Below are 18,706 nucleotides of genomic sequence, written 5' to 3' on the forward strand. Positions count from 1 at the left end.
TGCCGCGTCCGATCTCCCCTGGGGAACGTGCCGGCCATCGTATCACGGGTCTTGCACTACTCCCGGAAACCCCCGCCAGCCAACCCATATGCTGAACACAGCCCCTACCTCGGCAGGGTTCATGCGGCACGTGCCCGAAGCGATACTCGAGTCCGAGGGACATTGACCCCCCTCGACCTTCCCGTCAGGCGGCCCGCCCCATTGGCCGCCTGCCTCTTTTTCCCTTCCCTTGGCTAGTCGATGCCTCCATGGCGCGCCATGCCTGCGATGGAACCTCCTGCCCGCGAGCGAGACCAACCGACGTGATCGAACACAGCGAACAGGCCATGCAGAACAAGTGTAGATGGAGGACGAGGATACTTGCCGTGATGGCGCTGGCGGGCTGGCTCGGCGGATGCGCTGCAGGCGGCGCCGACGGCAGGGAATCGAGCATCACGACTTACGGCACACTGGACGTGGGCATCAGCCATACGCGATAACGGCCTCGATGCGGATTCAGCGAAAATCCATTCTGCGTGACCGATGGAACGCTTGCGCGGCAAGTTGGTCAAACCCGTTCGTCCCGGTGGTGCCGGCCGAGCGCGCAAAAAAAGAGTCCGCAGCGCGGACTCTTAACTTTAGCGATCTCAAATGCCCTGAAGGCCGTTGCACTCTAACTGCCACGCGGGGAATGCACCATTCGGGTAAACGAAGAGCGCCATGCGGCGAACATCAAATCGCCGACGCGCCAACGAAAAAAAAGCCCGCCGGAGCGGGCTAATAATCAGTTGAAGAAAGCCCTGTATTCGAGGGCAGGCACAGTGTAAGAAAGTGCCCTGCCTCAGCGAATTAGGGGAATCCCTTTCCGGACGCCGCTTTCCGGGCGATCCGGCATCTCATGTGCGGCGCGCGGAGCCCGCGCGCCGCCATGCATATTTTCACGATTCGAAGTTAGAGCGCAGCCTCGGCACGAGGCCGTGCGCGCTTACGCGGCCAGCGGCTCTTCTGCGTGCGGACGCAAATGCGTGCGCGCCTCGTCGAACAGCGCATCCACCTCGGCACGCGTGCGCACCGCATGCATGCGCTTTGCATCGGACAGCACGCGGCGCCAGCCGCGTCCGCCGGCGATGCCACGATGCAGGCCTAGCATGTGCCGTGTCACGGCCCCCATATATCCGCCCTGTTCCACAAGGTCGCCGATATAACGCTGCATCGCCAGTTCGACATCGAGCCGCGATGGCACCGGCGCCCCGGTATCGCCATAGAAGCGCGCGTCCATTTCCGCCAGGACGTACGGCTGGTGATACGCTTCGCGTCCGATCATGACGCCGTCGACATGCTCGAGGTGGGCCACGATTTCATCATGGCTGACGATGCCGCCGTTGATCAGGATCTCAAGCTCCGGAAATTCGCGCTTGAGCTGGTACGCCACCTCATAGCGCAACGGCGGAATCTCGCGGTTTTCCTTCGGGCTCAGGCCCTTCAGGATCGCATTGCGCGCGTGGACGATAAACGTGCCGCAACCCGCCTGCGCCACCTTGCCGACAAAATCGCGAACGAAATCGTAGTGCTCGATCTTGTCGATGCCGATGCGATGCTTCACGGTCACCGGAATCTCCACCGCATCGCGCATCGCCTTCACGCAGTCCGCCACCAATTGCGGCTCGGCCATCAGGCAGGCACCGAAGGCGCCGCGCTGCACCCGCTCGGAGGGGCAGCCGCAATTCAGGTTGATCTCGGCATAGCCCCACTGCTGGCCCAGTTTCGCCGCCATGGCGAGATCGGCCGGCTCGCTGCCGCCCAGTTGCAGCGCGACCGGATGCTCGGCCGCATCGAAGTCGAGGTGGCGCGGCACGTCGCCATGCAGCAGCGCGCCGGTGGTCACCATTTCGGTATACAGCCAAGTGTGGCGGCTGAGCTGGCGATGGAACATGCGGCAATGACGGTCGGTCCAGTCCATCATCGGCGCAACCGAAATGCGGCGGGGATTTACGTTCATGGAAATACAGCGTTTGGAGGCGGTCCGGGCGCGGCGGCACCGCAGGATCCCGGGACGCAGCGCCGCGACATATGCAGGTCACGGCACCCGGCGGCTGGGGCGGCCACGCGTACAGCGAGTGGCCGGCCCGCGCGAAGACGTGAGTATAGGCTACCGTGCCAAGGTCTGCTGCGCCCCACTGCGTGCCGCTCAGCGCGGCGCGGTGCGCTCGATCCAGGTGGCGAACGTGGCCAGGAACTTGCCAAGGAACCCCTTGGTCGACTCGTTGGCAATGCCGCCCTGCTCGTCAAACAGCTTGTCGACGCCGCTGATATAGGCCTCGGGCTGCTGCAGGATGGGGATATTCAGGAATACCAGCGACTGGCGCAGGTGGTGGTTGGCACCGAAGCCGCCGACGGCGCCTGGCGATGCGCTGACGATGGCGCCGGGCTTGCCGTCCCAGACGCTGCTGCCATACGGACGCGAGCCCACGTCGATGGCGTTCTTCAGCGGCGCCGGCACCGAGCGGTTGTATTCCGGGGTCACGAACAGCACTGCGTCGGCACGGCGAATACGGTCGCGGAACGCAGTCCAGGCCTGGGTCGGCTTGTCGTCGAGGTCCTGGTTGTACAACTCCAGGTTGCCGATCTCGACGATTTCCAGCTTGAGCTGCGCTGGCGCCAGTGCGATCAACGCCTTGGCCAGCTTGCGGTTGTATGACTCCTTGCGCAGGCTTCCCACCAGTACAACGACATCACGAGGATCACTCATTACGGCTCCTTTGACGGTGTGGACGGAATGGCACAGGCGGCGCCCGCGCACGGCATGGCCGTGCCGCAAGCGCCGGACCCTGCCGTCACTCTACCCGAGTCGGCCCCGAGGTGTCCTGCGCAGCGATGTCAGTCATGCTTGCCCAGCGCCGCCAGAGGATGCGCCTCGGGCCGCCATGGGCTGTCGAAGAACGACAGCGTCTTCTCGCGGCTGACTTCGTCGAGCCGTGCGTACTGCCAGCGCGGCTTGTGGTCCTTGTCGACCGCCAGCGCGCGGATGCCTTCCACGCCGTCGCCCTTGCGGAATACGTAGTGCATCATGTCCAGTTCCATGCGCAGTTCGTCTTCCAGCGACATGCTGCGCGCGCGGCGGATCTGCTCCAGCGTCACGCACAGCATCAGCGGCGAGCGGCTGCGCAGCATGGCGGCGGTCTGCGCGGCCCAGTCGCCCGGTGCATCGCTGACGGCGGCAAGGATATCCAGCGCGGTGTTGCCGGCGAACAGCTGGTTGATCTGCTCCGACAGCCCGGCCAGCGTGCTTTGCGCGGGCACGCAATCTTCGCGGTGCGCGGCGGTGAAGGTCTCGATATGCGCCAGCACCGCAGCGCCGCTGGCAAATTGCTGCGCGCGCAGGGAGTCGACCAGTTCCGCAAGGCGGTTGCCGGGCAGGTAAGCATCGGCCAGGCCGGCGTACAAGGCGTCGGCGGCATGGATCACGGTGCCGGTCAGGCCCAGGTATTCGCCGATGCGTCCGGGTGTGCGCGCCAGGAACCAGCCGCCGCCCACATCCGGAAACAGCCCGATATTGGTTTCGGGCATGGCCATTTTGGTGCGATCGGTGACCAACCGCAGGCGTGCGCCCTGCGAGATGCCCATGCCGCCACCCATCACGACGCCGTCCATCAGGGCGATATAAGGCTTGGCGTAGCGGTGGATCAGGAAATTGAGCGCGTATTCCTCAACAAAAAACTGGTCGAGCAGCGGATCGCCCGCATGCGCCGCCTGGTGGAAATAGCGGATATCGCCGCCAGCGCAGAACGCCTTGCCGCCGGCACCGGCCACCACCACGGCTGCCACCTCCGGGGCTGCGGCCCAGTCCTGCAGCGCCTGCGTGATGGCGCGGATCATGTCGAGCGACAGGGCGTTGAGCGCCTGCGGGCGGTTCAGCGTCAGGTACCCGATGCCGCCGCGGACCTCGGTCGTGACGAATTCAGTCATGTCGTACTCCTCCAATGCAACTGGCAATTTTACGCCAGTCACCCTGGCCAGCGCACGCTCATGGGCAGCGTGCGGCGCATGCGGAGACGTATGCGCCGTGCCCGTTCAGGCCAGCCGGAACGTCGCCACCAGCGAAGTGAGGCGCTGCGCCTGTTCTTCCAGCGATGCCGCAGCGGCCGCGGCCTGCTCCACCAGCGCGGCATTCTGCTGCGTCATGCTGTCCATCTGCGACACGGCCACGTTGACCTGATCGATGCCGTTGGACTGCTCGTCCGACGCCGCGCTGATATCGCCGATGAGGGCGCTGACACGCTGCACCGCATCGACGATGTCCTGCATCGCGCGTCCCGCATCATCGACCAGTCCCGATCCTTCCCGCACATTGGCCACCGAGGCGCCGATCAGCGTGCGGATTTCCTTAGAGGCACTGGCGCAGCGCTGCGCCAGGTCGCGCACGTCGCCCGCCACCACGGCAAAGCCGCGGCCATGCTCCCCGGCACGCGCCGCTTCCACCGCCGCGTTCAACGCCAGGATGTTGGTCTGGAAGGCGATCTTCTCGATCACATCGATGATGTCGACGATCTTGCCCGAGCTGGCGTCGATCGACTGCATGGTATTGACCACGCGCAGGACGGCTTCGCTGCCGCGCCCGGCCAGGGTGGCGGCATCCGTGGCAAGTGCGCGGGCCTCGCGGGCGCTGTCGGCATTCTGGCGCACGGTGCTGGTCAGCTCCTCCATGCTCGACGCGGTCTCTTCCAGCGAGGCCGCCTGCTGTTCGGTGCGCTGCGACAGGTCGGCATTGCCGCTGGCAATCTGCTTGCTGGCCGCGGCGATCGAGTCGGCGCCGCCGCGCACGTCGCCCACCATGGCCACCAGGCTGGCCTGCATCCGGCCCAGCATGCCGAGCATGCGCGCGGTCTCGCTGCGTGCCGCTTCGTCGGCCATCGCTTCGCCGCCGGACGCGGCAACGCTCAGGTCACCGCCGGCAATCTTTTCGAAGCGCGCAATCGCCGTGTCCAGCGGCTGCACGATCGAACGGCGCAGGCGCCACGCCACCACCGTGCTGAACGCCAGCCCCACCGCCAGCACGCACACGGACAGCGTGAACAGGTTGCGGTAGCGCTGCTGCGACGCCTCGTAGACCTGCCTCGCGCTGGCCACCTGCAGCTTGTTCAGTTCAGTGTTGACGGCAGTAAAGGCGATGTCGAGCTGCGGGATGGTTTCGAGCACGGCCTTCATCACGCCATCGCGATCGCCGGCATGGAGCGCGGCGATCATCGGCGCGACGCCCTGCTTGAACAACGCATCGCGCTTGGCGGTGACGTCTTCGACCACCCTGGCTTCATCGGCCGAACGCGGCAGCGCGAGATAGGCTTTCCAGGCCTTTTCCGATTCGCGCGCAAAGCCTTCCGCGGTCGCCGCGCGCGCCTTGGCGTCGGCCGGATCGGCGGCAAAGGTGGCCTGGTCCAGCAGCACGCGCACCAGCAACTGGTTCGAACGCGCCTCGGCGAGGTTGACCGCAGCCGACAGCTGCTGCTCATAGATCTGGTGTGTTGCCTCATTGCTGCGCGACATGCCAAGCCAGCCCACGGCACCGACAATCAGCAACAACAAATTAGTGACGATAGTGAGAAACCACAATCGGGCGCCGATAGTCGTGTTCTTGAACATGGATGAGGCTCCGGGAGAAATGAGGAAACTGGAATGAAGGCGGCGCGCCGCGCCGCTGCCCTGTCCAACTACGGCGCGCGCGCCGCATCCTTTACCCGTATTGATTGCCTTCACACGCGTGACAGAATTGCGTGGCAGTACATCATCACCATCAAGTGATGGATACGGCGCGCATTGCGCACGCACCGCCGTTTGGAGGAAGCCCTCGTGGCAATTTCGCGGCGAACGGGCAAACTGGCGGGATGAACACCGCCTCGCTGGATCCCGGACTCGTGCTGCTGGCCTTTGCGCCGGTCTTCGTGCTGACCATCGGTGCAGAAGCGTGGTACTGGGCGCGCCGCGACCCTGCCGTCTACAGCCTGCGCGACACCCTCTCCAACGCCGTGCTGGCGCTGATGCACCAGGCCTCCGATGCGTTCTTCCTCTGGCTGATGGTCCGCACCGTCTATACGTGGTGCTACCAGCACGGGCTGCAGGCCATGCCGCAGACGCTGTGGTCGTTCGCACTGCTGCTGTTGCTGCAGGACTTCCTCTACTACTGGTTCCATCGCGCCAGCCATCGCGTGCGCTGGCTGTGGGCCTCGCACGTGACGCATCATTCGTCGGAGGGCATGAATTTCTCGACCGCGTTCCGGCAGAGCCTGACGTACCCGCTGTCGGGCATGTGGCTGTTCTGGATTCCGCTGGCGTATATCGGCTTCACGCCGGACTGGGTGATCCTTGCCGTGGGCCTGAACCTGGCCTTCCAGTTCTTTGTCCATACGCGGCTCGGGCAGCGCTGGCCGTTGGTCGAGCGGCTGCTGAACACGCCTTCGGTCCATCGCGTCCACCACGCGAAGAACCCGCAGTACATCGACCGCAACTATGCCGGCGTGCTGACCATCTGGGATCGCCTGTTCGGCACCTTCGTCCCGGAGCGCGAGGCACCGGTGTACGGCATTACGCGCCAGGTGCGCAGCCATGACCCGCTGACGCTGACCTTCCACGAATGGCGCGACATGTTCGGCGACGCCTGGCGCGACCGCGAGCTGCGCTATCTGTGGAAGCCACCGGAATGGCGCAGCCCGCGTGCCGCCATGCCGGCGACGCTGCCGGACACGCAATAAAAAAACCGCGCCTGGCTGAACTGACCCCAAAAAGTTGGACAGTGATTGGCTAGGCTTGAGAGGGCTGAGTCCTGTACTTCACGGGACTCAGCCCTTTTAGTTTGAGTTTGATGCGGTCGTGATTGTAGTAGTGAATGTATTGGGCCAGGCCTTGCTGTAGTTGCTCGACGCTGGCGAATTTGTTCAGGTAGAAGAATTCGGACTTCAGGGTGCCGAAGAAGCTTTCCATGGCGGCGTTGTCCAGACAATTGCCCTTGCGCGACATGCTGGGACGGACGCTGCGCTTTTTGAGCATTTGCTGATAGGCCGGCATCTGGTACTGCCAGCCCTGATCGGAATGCAGTATGGGTCGATCCTTCGGGCCGAGGCGGCGGAACGCCTTCTTCAGCATATTCCTCACCATCTCAAAGGCGGGCCTGCGGGCAGTCTCGTAGGCGATGATCTCGCCGTTGTACAGGTCCAGCACCGGGGAAAGGTAGAGCTTCTCGCCGGCCACGTTGAATTCGGTCACGTCGGTTACCCACTTCCGATTCGCGCGTTCGGCGTGGAATCGCCGTTGCAGAACGTTGGGCGCGACACGCCCCACCATGCCCTTGTAGGATCGGTATTTCTTTGGCCGGACCAACGACTTCAATCCCATCTCGCGCATGAGCCGCTGAACCGTCTTGTGGTTGACGACCGTGCCGGTTTGCCGGATCGCCGCTGTGATGCGGCGGTAGCCATAACGACCCATGTGTCGGGCGAAGAGTTCGCGAATGCGCGTTTTCAGCTCCGCATACTTGTCCTGGGCCTGGAGCACCGCCTGCTGGTAGTAGAAGGTGCTGCGCGCCAGCTCCGCCACCCTCAGCAAACCGGACAATGGAAACTGCTGCCTCAGCTCAAGCACTATTTGCGCCTTTTGGGTTGCGCAGAGGTCTTGCTCGCTTGAACCAAGGCGTCGAGCTTTTTTAGGTACGCGTTCTCCATGCGCAGGTAGTTCAACTCTTCAAGGAGTTCCTCGCGTGTGCGCGTACGGTCGTCTGAAGACCGCGATGGCTTTGTCTTGGGAGTCCGTTGTGGCATCTTGCTGGGCCGCCGTCCCTTAGGCCGAGGCGTCAGAGCTTCTAAACCCCCAGCATCATACTGGCGTTCCCACACGCCAATGGCGCCGATATTGCGAATGTCGAACAGCGCCGCCACTTCCCGATGCGACAAGCCTTGGCGGCGCATCCGCTCGAGCACCGAGAGCTTGAACTCGGCGCTGTAGGTCTTGTACCTGCGCTTGAGGCTGGCTTTGCCGTGCAGCCGATAGGCTGCCACCCAGCGTCGCACCGTGCCGTCGTCTATTCCATGGCGCTTGGCAAGCGTACTGGCGCCTACCTGCCCGTCCAGATATTCCTTGATGACCGACAGCCTGAACTGCTCGGTGTACCTATACATGAAAACACCCCAAAAGTTGGTGTCCAACTTTTGGGGTGCAGTTCAGGCAGGCGCGGTTTTTTTTGATCAGCGTCAGCGCTTAGGTGCTTATGCGCCTTCGCGGGAAGCACGCTTGCGCTCGTGCTCCTTCAGGTGGCGCTTGCGCAGGCGGATGCTCTTCGGCGTCAGTTCGACCAGCTCGTCGTCGGCGATGAATTCCACCGCGTATTCCAGCGACATCTGGATCGGCGGCACCAGGCGCACGGCTTCGTCGGTGCCCGAGGCGCGCACGTTGGTCAGCTGCTTGCCCTTGATCGGGTTGACCACCAGGTCGTTGTCGCGGCTGTGGATGCCGATGATCATGCCTTCATACAGCGCATCGCCCGGCTTGACGAACATGCGGCCGCGGTCCTGCAGCTTCCACAGTGCGTAGGCCACGGCATCGCCGTCGTCCTGCGAGATCAGCACGCCGTTGTGGCGCTCGCCCAGGCCGCCTTCGCGCACCGGCGCGTAGTCGTCGAAGATATGGCTGATCAGGCCGGTGCCGCGCGTCAGCGTCAGGAACTCGCCCTGGAAGCCGATCAGGCCGCGGGCCGGGATGCGGTATTCCAGGCGGGTACGGCCCTTGCCGTCCGACGCCATGTCGAGCAGTTCGCCCTTGCGGCGGCCCAGTTCTTCCATCACGCCGCCCTGGTGGCTGTCTTCGACATCCACGGTCAGCAGCTCATACGGCTCACACTTGACGCCGTCGATTTCCTTGAACACCACGCGCGGACGCGACACCGCCAGCTCGTAGCCTTCGCGGCGCATGTTTTCCAGCAGGATGGTCAGGTGCAGCTCACCGCGGCCCGACACTTCGAAGATGGTGTCGTCGCCGGTATCGGCGACGCGCAGCGCCACGTTGGACTTCAGTTCGCGGTCCAGGCGCTCGCGCAGCTGGCGGCTGGTCACGAACTTGCCTTCACGGCCTGCCAGCGGCGAGGTGTTGACGCAGAAGTTCATGGTCAGCGTCGGCTCATCCACCTTCAGCATCGGCAGCGCGTCCTGGGCTTCCGGCGCGCACACGGTGCAGCCGATCCCCAGTTCTTCGATGCCGTTGATCAGCACGATGTCGCCGGCTTCGGCTTCCTGCACGATCTCGCGCTCCAGGCCCTGGAACTTCAGCACCTGGTTGATGCGGCCCTTGATCGGGTTGCCTTCCGGGCCGAACTTGACCACCACGTCCTGCAGCGGACGGGCGCGGCCACGCGAGATGCGGCCCACGCCGATCTTGCCGACGTAGCTGGAGTAGTCCAGCGAGATGATCTGCAGCTGCAGCGGGCCGTCGCGGTCGTCGTCACGCACCGGCACCTTGTCCAGCACGGTCTCGAACAGCGGCTTCATGTCGCCATCGCGCACGTCTTCGGTCAGGCCGGCAAAGCCGTTCAGGCCCGAGGCGTAGATCACCGGGAAGTCCAGCTGCTCGTCAGTGGCGCCCAGCTTGTCGAACAGGTCGAAGGTCTGGTTGATGACCCAGTCCGGACGCGCGCCCGGACGGTCGATCTTGTTGACCACCACGATCGGCTTCAGGCCCAGCGCCAGAGCCTTGCGCGTGACGAAGCGGGTCTGCGGCATCGGGCCCTCGACGGCGTCGACCAGCAGCAGCACGCCGTCGACCATCGACAGCACGCGCTCCACTTCACCGCCGAAGTCTGCGTGGCCCGGGGTGTCGACGATATTGATATGGGTGCCGTTGTACTCGACGGCACAGTTCTTCGCGAGAATCGTGATCCCGCGTTCCTTTTCCAGGTCGTTCGAGTCCATCACCCGTTCGGCGACTTGCTGGTTGTCGCGGAAGGTGCCTGCCTGGCGCAGGAGCTGGTCGACCAGGGTGGTCTTGCCATGATCGACGTGGGCGATGATGGCGATATTTCGGATGGCGCGGGTCATTGCTGCGTCTCGCTTTGGAGAATCTGAGGTAACCCAACATTCTAGCATGTTGCGGCGCAAGACGCGTTGACGGGAACTGCCCATGACATAGGGAAAATAATTGCGTAATTCGCAATAACGAATTTCCGTTCTTGCTTATCGTTAAACGTGAACATATATTTGCCTCAGCAAAGATTGCAAAGGCAAAGATGTCACAGCTTCCCGCTTCTGACCTGGCCGCCACCCCGGCCGTGTCGTTCGAACCCTCCCAGTACCAGATGTGCGACAGCGTCGGCTACCTGATGCAGCGCGCCAAGAACATGCTGGCCCACGGGGTCGAACAGGAAGTCAGCGGCCTGGACATCACCCAGGCCCAGGCCAGCTGCCTGATGATGCTGGCCACCGGCCGGGCCTCGACCGTCACCGATCTCGGTCGCGAACTCAACACCGACATGGGCTCCGTCACGCGCTTGCTCAGCCGCATGGAGAAGCGCGGGCTGATCGAGCGCCGGCGCCGCGACGCTGACCGCCGCGTCGTTGACCTCTCGGTGACGCCACAAGGCCAGGAGCTGGTGCAACAGCTGCCCGCCATCTTTTGCAAGGTCCTCGCGCACCACTTTCGCGGTTTTTCGGAAGACGAAATCCAGCTGCTGCGCAGCATGTTGCGGCGGGTCATCGACAACAACAGCGGGTAGCGGGCCGCGCGCCGGCTTTTCGGCACGCCAGAGGGTCCGGCCGGCGCGGCCAGGACACCGTATCAGCCCGTAGAAACCGTATGGCTCCGGCCCCCGGAGCAACACCATGAAACAAGCTCTCACTTTCCGATCTTTCCAGCCTGCCCGCCCCCGCGGGCTGGCGCGCCGTGCCGGCACGCTGGCGCTGACCACCATGGCCGCCGCGGTGCTGGCCGGCTGTGCGGCGCTCGGCAATTCGCACAGCACCCAGACCCTGGCCGACCCGGCCGCGATGGCCACCTCGCAAACCCTGCCCGGCGAACACGGCCAGTGGCCGTCGCAGGACTGGGTTGCCCAGTTCCAGGACCCGCAACTGAGCGCGCTGGTCGATGAGGCGGTCAAGGACAGCCCGAACCTGCAAGCGGCATTTGCCCGCGTGGAGGCCTCGCGCGCGATGGCCGAAGCCACCCGCAGCGCGCTCTATCCGCACCTGGAGTTCGAGGGCAGCCTGCTGCGCCAGCGCTTCTCCAACAACGACCTGTTCGAAGGCACGCCGCTGGCGGGCTCGTGGCAGAACCAGTCGCGCCTGCAGGTGGGGCTGTCCTATGACTTCGACTTCTGGGGCAAGAACCGCGATGCGCTCGAGGCCGCGCTGTCCGACGACCGCGCCGCCGAAGCCGAAAGCCAGGCCGCGCGCCTGATCCTGGCAACGTCGATCTCGCGCAACTACGCCCGCCTTGCCGCGCTGTATGCCCAGCGCGACGTGGCCGAGCGCGCCATCGCCCAGCGCCGCGACCTGACCGAGCTGTCGCGCCAGCGCCTGGCAGCCGGCCTCGATACGCAGGTGGAAACCACGCAGGCGCGCGGTACCGTGGCCGCATCGCAGACCGACCTGCAGCGTGTCGAGGAAGAAATCGCGCTGGCCCGCAACCAGCTGGCGGCGCTGCTGGGCAAGGGCCCGGACCGCGGCCTGCAGATCCAGCGCCCGGTGCTGCTGGCGCAGGCCACGCCGACGCTGCCGGACAACCTGACCATCGGCCTGCTGGGCCGCCGGCCTGACCTGGTGGCGGCGCGCTGGCGCGTGGAAGCGGCGTCGAAGGACATCAACGTGGCCAAGAAGGAATTCCTGCCAGACGTCAGCCTGACCGCGTTCGCGGGCCTGGCGGCGCTGGATCCGTCCAAGCTGCTGATGGGCCTCAGCCGCACCTTCGGCATCGGCCCGACCATCCGTTTGCCGATTTTTGAAGGCGGCAAGCTGCGCGCCAACCTGAAGGGCAAGTACGCCGGCTACGACATCGCCGTGGCCAACTACAACCAGGCGCTGGTCGATGCGCTGCGCGAGACCGCCGACACCGTGACCAGCATCCGCAGCGTCGACAAGCAGATCCAGACCCAGCGCGAAGCGCTGGACCTGGCCGAACACGCCTACGCACTGGCTACCATGCGCTACAAGGCCGGCCTGGGCACGCAGCTGACCGTGCTCAACGCGGAAAGCAACGTGCTGCAGCAGCGCCGCCTGGCGACCGACCTGCAGGCGCGTCGGCTGGACCTGCAGATGGGCCTGATGAAGGCGCTCGGCGGCGGCTACCAGGAGCCCGCCGAAGGCCACGAGAGCGCCGCCCACGGCCAGGCGCAGCAAGCGGACAACACCCAGGCGGGCGCGCGCGGCTGATCCGCGCACCCAGTGATCGCAGACAAGATTTTTCAGAAGACATCATGAGCAACAACCAGCAAGCGGCCGGCACCAACCCCCCCCAGCAAGCTCCGGCAACCCACAGCAACGGCAACGGCAAGCGCAAGCGCATGCTGCTGTCGCTGACCGCCGCGATCGTCGTCGCCGGCATCGGCTATGGCGTGTACTGGGGGCTGTATGCGCGCCATTTCGAGAGCACCGACGACGCCTATGTCGCGGGCAACGTGGTCCAGGTCACGCCGCTGGTGGGCGGCACGGTGGTGTCGATTGCCGCCGACGACACGCAACTGGTCACCGCCGGCCAGCCGCTGATCCAGCTCGACCGCGCCGATACCCAGGTGGCGCTGGAGCAGGCCGAAGCCCAGTTGGCCCAGGCCGTGCGCGAAGTGCGCACGCTGTACGTCAACAACGGCTCGCTGGCCGCTAACGTGGCGCTGCGCGAAGCCGACGTGGCCAAGGCCCGCGACGACCTGCGCCGGCGCCAGGCTATCGCCGGCTCGGGTGCGGTGTCGAACGAAGAAATCTCGCACGCGCAGGCCGCGCTGAAGGGCGCAGAGTCGGCGCTGCTGGCCGCGCGCGAGCAACTGGCGTCGAACAAGGTGCTGACCGACCAGACCACGGTCGAGAAGCACCCCAACGTGCAGCGCGCCGCCGCCAACCTGCGCTCGGCCTACCTGTCGTTCGCGCGCTCGGCCCTGCCCGCCCCGGTGACCGGCTACGTCGCCAAGCGCTCGGTGCAGGTCGGCCAGCGTGTGGCCGCCGGCGCGCCGCTGATGGCGGTGGTGCCGCTGGACCAGGTCTGGGTCGACGCCAACTTCAAGGAAGTGCAGATCACGCATATGCGCATCGGCCAGCCCGTGACGCTGGAAGCCGACGTGTATGGCTCCAAGGTCGAATACCACGGCAAGGTCGCCGGCTTCTCGGCCGGCACCGGCTCGGCGTTCTCGCTGCTGCCGGCGCAAAACGCCACCGGCAACTGGATCAAGGTGGTGCAGCGCCTGCCGGTGCGGATCGCGCTTGACGCGCAGCAGCTCAAGGACCACCCGCTGCGCGTGGGCCTGTCGATGACGGTCAAGGTAGACGTGCGCCGCGAGGAAGGCGCCGCCATGGCCGCCGCCGCGCCGGCCAAACCCATGCAGACCGATGTCTATGAAAAGGTGGCCCAGGATGCCGACCAGCTGATCGCGCGCATCATCGCCGCCAACAACGGCGGCCGCGGCAACGGCCTGCCCGCGGCCAGCGCCGCCAACGGCAAGCCTGCCCACACCTGATCATGGCGACCTCCCCCTCCGCCGCGCCGGCCGCGCCTGGCGCCAACCCGGCGCCGGCGCGTGCCATGCCACAGCAGCCGCAGCCGCTGACCGGCGGCAAGCTGGTGCTCGGCACCATCGCGCTGTCGCTGGCCACGTTCATGAACGTGCTGGACTCGTCGATCGCCAACGTGTCGATCCCGGCCATTTCCGGCGACCTCGGCGTGGCGCCCAACCAGGGCACCTGGGTCATCACCTCGTTCGCGGTGGCCAATGCCATCTCGGTGCCGCTGACGGGCTGGCTGACCACGCGCTTCGGCGCGGTGCGGCTGTTCATCACCTCGATCCTGCTGTTTGTGCTGGCGTCATGGCTGTGCGGCGTTGCACCCAACCTGGAAACACTGCTGGCCGCGCGCGTGCTGCAAGGCGCGGTGGCCGGGCCGATGATCCCGCTGTCGCAGTCGCTGCTGCTGTCGAGCTACCCGCCGCAGAAAAGCACCATGGCACTGGCGCTATGGGGCATGACCACGCTGGTGGCGCCGATCATGGGCCCGCTGCTGGGCGGCTGGATCTCGGACAACATGACGTGGCCGTGGATCTTCTACATCAACGTGCCGGTGGGCATTCTCACCGCCTACGCCACCTGGGCCATCTACAAGGACCGTGAAACCCCCACCAAGATCCTGCCGATCGACCGCATCGGCCTGGCCCTGCTGGTGATCTGGGTCGGTTCGATGCAGCTGATGCTCGACAAGGGCAAGGAGCTGGACTGGTTCCACTCGACCGAGATCGTGGTGCTGACGCTGGTGGCGATCGTCGGTTTCCTGTTCTTCCTGGCCTGGGAAACCTATGAGAAGCATCCGATTGTCGACATCAGCCTGTTCAAGGGCCGCAACTTCAGCTCGGGCGTGGTGGCGATCTCGGTGGCGTACGGGCTGTTCTTCGGCAACCTGGTGATCCTGCCGCTGTGGCTGCAGACCATCGTCGGCTATACCGCGACCGACGCGGGCATCGTGATGGCGCCGGTCGGGATCTTCGCGATCCTGCTGTCGCCGGTGATCGGGCGCAACCTGCCGAAGATGGACGCGCGCTGGGTGGCCACCGCGGCCTTCATCACCTTCGGCATCGTCAGCCTGATGCGCGCGGGCTTCACCACGCAGGTCGATACCTGGACCCTGATGGTGCCCACGCTGATCCAGGGCGCGGCCATGGCGATGTTCTTCATCCCGCTGACGTCGATCATCCTGTCCGGCCAGCCGCCGGAGAGAATCCCCGCCGCCTCGGGCCTGTCTAACTTCGTGCGGATCACCTTCGGCGGCATCGGCGCGTCGATCTCGACCACGGTCTGGGAGAACCGTTCGGCCCTGCACCACGCGCAACTGGTGGAACAGGTCAACCCGTACAACCCGGTCTACCACGACCAGCTCAACCACCTGATGCAGATGGGCATGAGCCAGGCCCAGGCGGTCGGGGTGATGGAGCGCAACATCACGCAGCAGGCCGCCATGCTCGGCGCCAACGACATCTTCTGGATTTCCGGCATGCTGTTCTTCGTGCTGATCGGCTTTGTCTGGCTGACGCGGCCGGCCAGGGGCGGTGGCGGATCGGCGGATGCGATGGCGGCGCACTGAGGCGTACGCCTGCCGACGGACAAAAGGGACGCTCGCGAGCGTCCCTTTTTTTGTCTACTCCCCGGGCCCCTTGTATTCCGGCCCCGGCCGTCCTATGATTTCCGAACCGATTTACGGAACCGAGGTTCCGAAAAACGGAACCACACGGAAATCAGAGGGACGGAGCGACGGTGTGAGCATTCTCGAAGGCGTGGAAAGCGTGCTGGCCATGTTCGAACAGGGTCGGCACGAGGTCACGTTCAACGACGTCATTGACGAACTCGGCCTGGCCAAGAGCTCGGCTTCGCGGCTGCTGGCGCAGATGGTGCGCTACCGGCTGCTGGAGCTGCAGCCATCGACGCGGCGCTACCGCCCCGGGACGCTGCTGATCCGCGCCGCCCAGGCGGCGACCCAGGCGCACCCGTTCGACGAGCAATGCCGGGCCATCCTGGCTGCGCTGTCGGACTCGACCGGCTTCACCGCCTACCTGTCGATGCTCGACGGCACCGACACCGTGGTGCTGCAGCGCCTGAACGGCAGCAACCCGGTGCAAGTGCTGTCGCCGCCAGGCGCAAGGCGGCCGGCCTTCACCACCGCGATGGGCCGCGTGCTGCTCTCGCGCCTGCCGGAAGCCGATTTCAACGCACGCTATGGCACCTCCGGGGCGCGCAAATTGCCTGCGGCGCCCGCAGGCTGCCCCGCCACCGTGGCCGAACTGGCCGAGCGCGTGGCCAGCGCCAGCCGCGAGCGCAGCGCGATCGCCGTGAATGAAGGCATGCCGGGGATCGGCGCGGTGGCCACCACGCTGGCCGACCCGCTGTCCGGCGATGTGCGCGGCCTGTGCCTGTCCTTTACCGCGATGCAGGTCAGCCAGGCCGAGGCCCACGCGCTGCGCGAAACGCTAGTGCAGGCGGTGGCGCCGGTCGGGCAGCGCATCGGCGATCCGCTCTGGCTCCAACCCGGCGACAGCGCCGGTCACCAGCCCATCCGCAGCTAAAGCCCATGGAACTCCTTTTACTCAGCAACTCCTCCAGCGACGCGGGCTACCTCGTCCATGCCCACGACGCGATCCGCGAACTGGCCGACGGGCGCCGCCGTGCCTGCTTCCTGCCGTTCGCCGGCGTCACGCGCGACTGGGATACCTATGAAGCGCTGGTGCGCGACGCACTGGCCCCCGCCGGCATCGAGGCGCACTCGCCGCACCGGCTGTCCGCGGCCGACTGCGTGCGGGCGGTCGAAGCCGCCGAACTGATCGTCATCGGTGGCGGCAACACCTTCCGCCTGCTGCAATGCCTGCGCGAGCGCGGCCTGCTGCCCGTGATTGCACGCCAGGTGACTGCGGGCGCCGCGCGCTATATCGGCTGGAGCGCCGGCACCAACGTGGCTTGCCCGACCATCCGCACCACCAACGACATGCCAGTCGCCGACCCCGGCGGCCTCGACGCGCTCGGCCTGGTGCCCTTCCAGATCAATCCCCACTACTTCAACCTGGTGGTGCCGGGCTTCCGCGGTGAAACGCGTGACCAGCGGCTGGCCGAGTTCACGGTGCTGCAGCCGCAGATGCCGGTGCTGGGGTTGCCCGAAGGCAATTGGGTGCGCGTCTGTGGCGATCGCATGGAGATGGCCGGCGGGCATGCCGCACGCTGGTTCCTCGGCCCGGAGATCGTCGACATATCCGCCGGCGCATTGTCCGTGCCGGCGCGCAGCGCTGCCATCTGACCCATTGCCTTACAGCAAAGCAAGCAAGGAACCCCAGCAAGATGTCCATCAAGCAGGTAATTGAATCGATCGAGCTGCTGTCCGCGGCCAATGTCGACGGCGACGCCGTTGCCACCTTGCTGCGCGCGCGCGGCATCCGCGACGTCACGGTGACGCGCGTGGAAGAGAACGGCCTCTACACCGACTTCCTCGCCTGCACCCTGCCCGGCCGCAACCCCGATGCGCCCGCGCTGGGGGTGGTCGGCCGCCTCGGTGGCGTGGGCGCGCGCCCGGCCGTGACCGGGCTGGTCTCCGATGCCGACGGCGCCATCGTCGCGGTCGCCACCGCGCTGAAGCTGGCCGACATGGCCGCCGGCGGCGACGTGCTGGCCGGCCCCGTCCGCATCCATACGCATATCTGCCCGCACGCCGCCACGCGGCCGCACCAGCCGGTGCCGATGATGAAGTCGCCGTTCGCCATGCGCACGATGATGTCGCACGAGGTCCATCCGCAAATGGCGGCGATCCTGTCGGTCGACACCACGCGCGGCAACCGCTTCGTCAACCGGCGCGGCGTCGCGCTGACGCCGGTGGCCAGGCAAGGCTGGCTGCTGCGGCTGCCCGAACGCATGCTGGACCTGATCGGCTGGGTCAGCGGCGAGCTGCCGGTAGTGCTGCCGCTGACCACGCAGGACATCACCCCCTACGAGAACGGGCTGTGGCACGTCAATTCGATCATGCAGCCGGCCATCGTCACCGATGCGCCGGTGGTCGGCGTGGCGCTGACCGCGCAAACCACGGTGCCCGGCTGCGCGACCGGCGTAACCAACGCACACGACCTGGACGTGGCGACGCGCTTCTGCATCGAGACCGCAAAACTGTTCGGCCAGGGCCAGTGCCCGTTCTACGACGTTGACGAGTGGGCCGAACTGCAGCGTCGCTACGGCTCGCTCGCGCACTTGCAAACCGTCGGGGTGACGGCATGACGGCCACGGCCGGGCGCTTGCCGCGCGTGGCCTTCGTCACCATCGGCCAGGCGCCGCGAACCGACGTGGTGCCGCAGATGCTGGCTGACCTGGGCCTGCCGGTGGCGGTGGAAGAATTTGGCATCCTCGACGAGCTCGACGCCGCCCAGATCGCCGCACTCGCCCCGGCCAGCGGCGAATACCGCTTTGCCAGCCGCCTGCGCGACGGCTCGCAGGCGGTAATGGGCAAGCCGGTGGCCGAGGCCATGCTCGCGCGGCTGATGGCCTCGCTGGACGATGGCCGCTTCGACGTGCTGGTGCCGCTATGCACCGGCACCGCGCTGCCGCCGATGCGCACGCTGGTGATCGAGCCGCAACAGGTGGTCGATCACCTGACGGTTGCGCTGGCCCAGGGATGCAAGCGGCTCGGCATCGTGCTGCCGCTCGAAGGCCAGGTCGGCAATTTCCACCTGATCGAACCCGTGTCGTGCGAAATGCGTGTCACGCATGCGTCGCCCTATACGGACGCCGCGGACGCCGCGAACACCGCCGACACCGGCGCCGACACGGGCACCGGCCGCTTCGCGCATGCTGGCGAGGCGCTGCGCGGCTGCGACCTCGTAGTGATGCACTGCATGGGCTATACCGAGGCCATGCGGGCGGAAGTCGCGCGCCATGCCCGCGCGCCGGTGCTGCTCTCCAACCGGATGGTGGCCACGCTATTGGGCCAGGTATTGGCAGGCCGCAACCAATCCGGCCTCTGATGTTGTTCTTGCGGGTAAGGGCAA

At 66.0% G+C, this 18,706-nt stretch carries 16 protein-coding genes; 10 read left to right on the plus strand and 6 right to left on the minus strand.

Annotated features, from left to right (window positions below):
- Nucleotides 1-964: 964 nt before the first annotated feature.
- The 4 genes from dusA to ACOCMH_RS26305 form a co-directional block, all read right to left on the minus strand.
- Nucleotides 965-1,978: a tRNA dihydrouridine(20/20a) synthase DusA gene (gene dusA / locus ACOCMH_RS26290; RefSeq protein WP_427310014.1), complete on the minus strand. Its 1,014-nt coding sequence runs from the start codon at nucleotides 1,976-1,978 to the stop codon at nucleotides 965-967.
- Between the two features lie 189 nt (nucleotides 1,979-2,167).
- Nucleotides 2,168-2,728, minus strand: a complete 561-nt coding sequence (locus ACOCMH_RS26295; protein ID WP_171516888.1) for an NADPH-dependent FMN reductase — start codon at nucleotides 2,726-2,728, stop codon at nucleotides 2,168-2,170.
- A 128-nt stretch (nucleotides 2,729-2,856) separates the two neighbouring features.
- Nucleotides 2,857-3,945 (minus strand): enoyl-CoA hydratase/isomerase family protein, encoded by a 1,089-nt coding sequence (locus ACOCMH_RS26300; protein WP_427310016.1) that lies wholly within the window; start codon nucleotides 3,943-3,945, stop codon nucleotides 2,857-2,859.
- A gap of 105 nt (nucleotides 3,946-4,050) precedes the next feature.
- A complete protein-coding gene (locus ACOCMH_RS26305; RefSeq protein ID WP_427310018.1) occupies nucleotides 4,051-5,616 on the minus strand; it encodes a methyl-accepting chemotaxis protein in 1,566 nt (521 codons plus the stop codon).
- A gap of 33 nt (nucleotides 5,617-5,649) precedes the next feature.
- On the opposite strand from ACOCMH_RS26305, the gene ACOCMH_RS26310 reads away from it, so the two are divergent.
- The gene (locus tag ACOCMH_RS26310; protein WP_427310020.1) at nucleotides 5,650-5,775 is read left to right on the plus strand and encodes a hypothetical protein; all 126 of its coding nucleotides are present in this window, start codon (nucleotides 5,650-5,652) and stop codon (nucleotides 5,773-5,775) included.
- An 83-nt stretch (nucleotides 5,776-5,858) separates the two neighbouring features.
- Nucleotides 5,859-6,722: a sterol desaturase family protein gene (locus ACOCMH_RS26315; protein ID WP_427310022.1), complete on the plus strand. Its 864-nt coding sequence runs from the start codon at nucleotides 5,859-5,861 to the stop codon at nucleotides 6,720-6,722.
- 49 nt (nucleotides 6,723-6,771) lie between these two features.
- Here ACOCMH_RS26315 and ACOCMH_RS26320 read toward each other — a convergent pair.
- A protein-coding gene (locus ACOCMH_RS26320; protein WP_427308559.1) for an IS3 family transposase occupies nucleotides 6,772-8,141 on the minus strand; the annotation gives its coding sequence in 2 pieces (ribosomal slippage) (nucleotides 6,772-7,658 and nucleotides 7,658-8,141; 1,371 coding nt in all).
- An 87-nt stretch (nucleotides 8,142-8,228) separates the two neighbouring features.
- Nucleotides 8,229-10,049 (minus strand): translational GTPase TypA, encoded by a 1,821-nt coding sequence (gene typA / locus ACOCMH_RS26325; protein ID WP_171516892.1) that lies wholly within the window; start codon nucleotides 10,047-10,049, stop codon nucleotides 8,229-8,231.
- 188 nt (nucleotides 10,050-10,237) lie between these two features.
- On the opposite strand from typA, the gene ACOCMH_RS26330 reads away from it, so the two are divergent.
- The 8 genes from ACOCMH_RS26330 to ACOCMH_RS26365 all read left to right on the plus strand — a co-directional run bounded on the left by ACOCMH_RS26330 (nucleotide 10,238) and on the right by ACOCMH_RS26365 (nucleotide 18,682).
- Nucleotides 10,238-10,723, plus strand: a complete 486-nt coding sequence (locus tag ACOCMH_RS26330) for a MarR family winged helix-turn-helix transcriptional regulator (RefSeq protein ID WP_427310024.1) — start codon at nucleotides 10,238-10,240, stop codon at nucleotides 10,721-10,723.
- Nucleotides 10,724-10,829: 106 nt separating this feature from the next.
- Entirely contained in the window at nucleotides 10,830-12,374 is a 1,545-nt protein-coding gene (locus tag ACOCMH_RS26335; protein WP_427310026.1) for an efflux transporter outer membrane subunit, read from the plus strand.
- A 44-nt stretch (nucleotides 12,375-12,418) separates the two neighbouring features.
- On the plus strand, nucleotides 12,419-13,666 hold the full coding sequence (locus ACOCMH_RS26340; protein WP_427310027.1) for an HlyD family efflux transporter periplasmic adaptor subunit: 1,248 nt from the start codon (nucleotides 12,419-12,421) through the stop codon (nucleotides 13,664-13,666).
- 2 nt (nucleotides 13,667-13,668) lie between these two features.
- Entirely contained in the window at nucleotides 13,669-15,276 is a 1,608-nt protein-coding gene (locus tag ACOCMH_RS26345) for a DHA2 family efflux MFS transporter permease subunit (protein ID WP_427310029.1), read from the plus strand.
- 172 nt (nucleotides 15,277-15,448) lie between these two features.
- Nucleotides 15,449-16,252, plus strand: coding sequence for an IclR family transcriptional regulator (locus ACOCMH_RS26350; RefSeq protein ID WP_427310031.1), 804 nt, complete (start codon nucleotides 15,449-15,451; stop codon nucleotides 16,250-16,252).
- A gap of 5 nt (nucleotides 16,253-16,257) precedes the next feature.
- Nucleotides 16,258-16,974 carry a dipeptidase PepE gene (gene pepE / locus ACOCMH_RS26355; RefSeq protein ID WP_427310033.1) on the plus strand — a complete coding sequence of 239 codons (717 nt, stop codon included), beginning with the start codon at nucleotides 16,258-16,260 and terminating at the stop codon, nucleotides 16,972-16,974.
- Nucleotides 16,975-17,015: 41 nt separating this feature from the next.
- On the plus strand, nucleotides 17,016-17,939 hold the full coding sequence (locus ACOCMH_RS26360) for a DUF1177 domain-containing protein (protein ID WP_427310035.1): 924 nt from the start codon (nucleotides 17,016-17,018) through the stop codon (nucleotides 17,937-17,939).
- Nucleotides 17,936-18,682, plus strand: a complete 747-nt coding sequence (locus tag ACOCMH_RS26365) for an AroM family protein (protein ID WP_427310037.1) — start codon at nucleotides 17,936-17,938, stop codon at nucleotides 18,680-18,682. The genes ACOCMH_RS26360 and ACOCMH_RS26365 overlap by 4 nt, the downstream gene beginning before the upstream one ends.
- The last annotated feature ends 24 nt before the right edge of the window (nucleotides 18,683-18,706 follow it).

Source organism: Cupriavidus sp. H39, from assembly GCF_050271075.1.
GTDB classification, from domain to species: Bacteria; Pseudomonadota; Gammaproteobacteria; order Burkholderiales; family Burkholderiaceae; genus Cupriavidus; species Cupriavidus necator_B.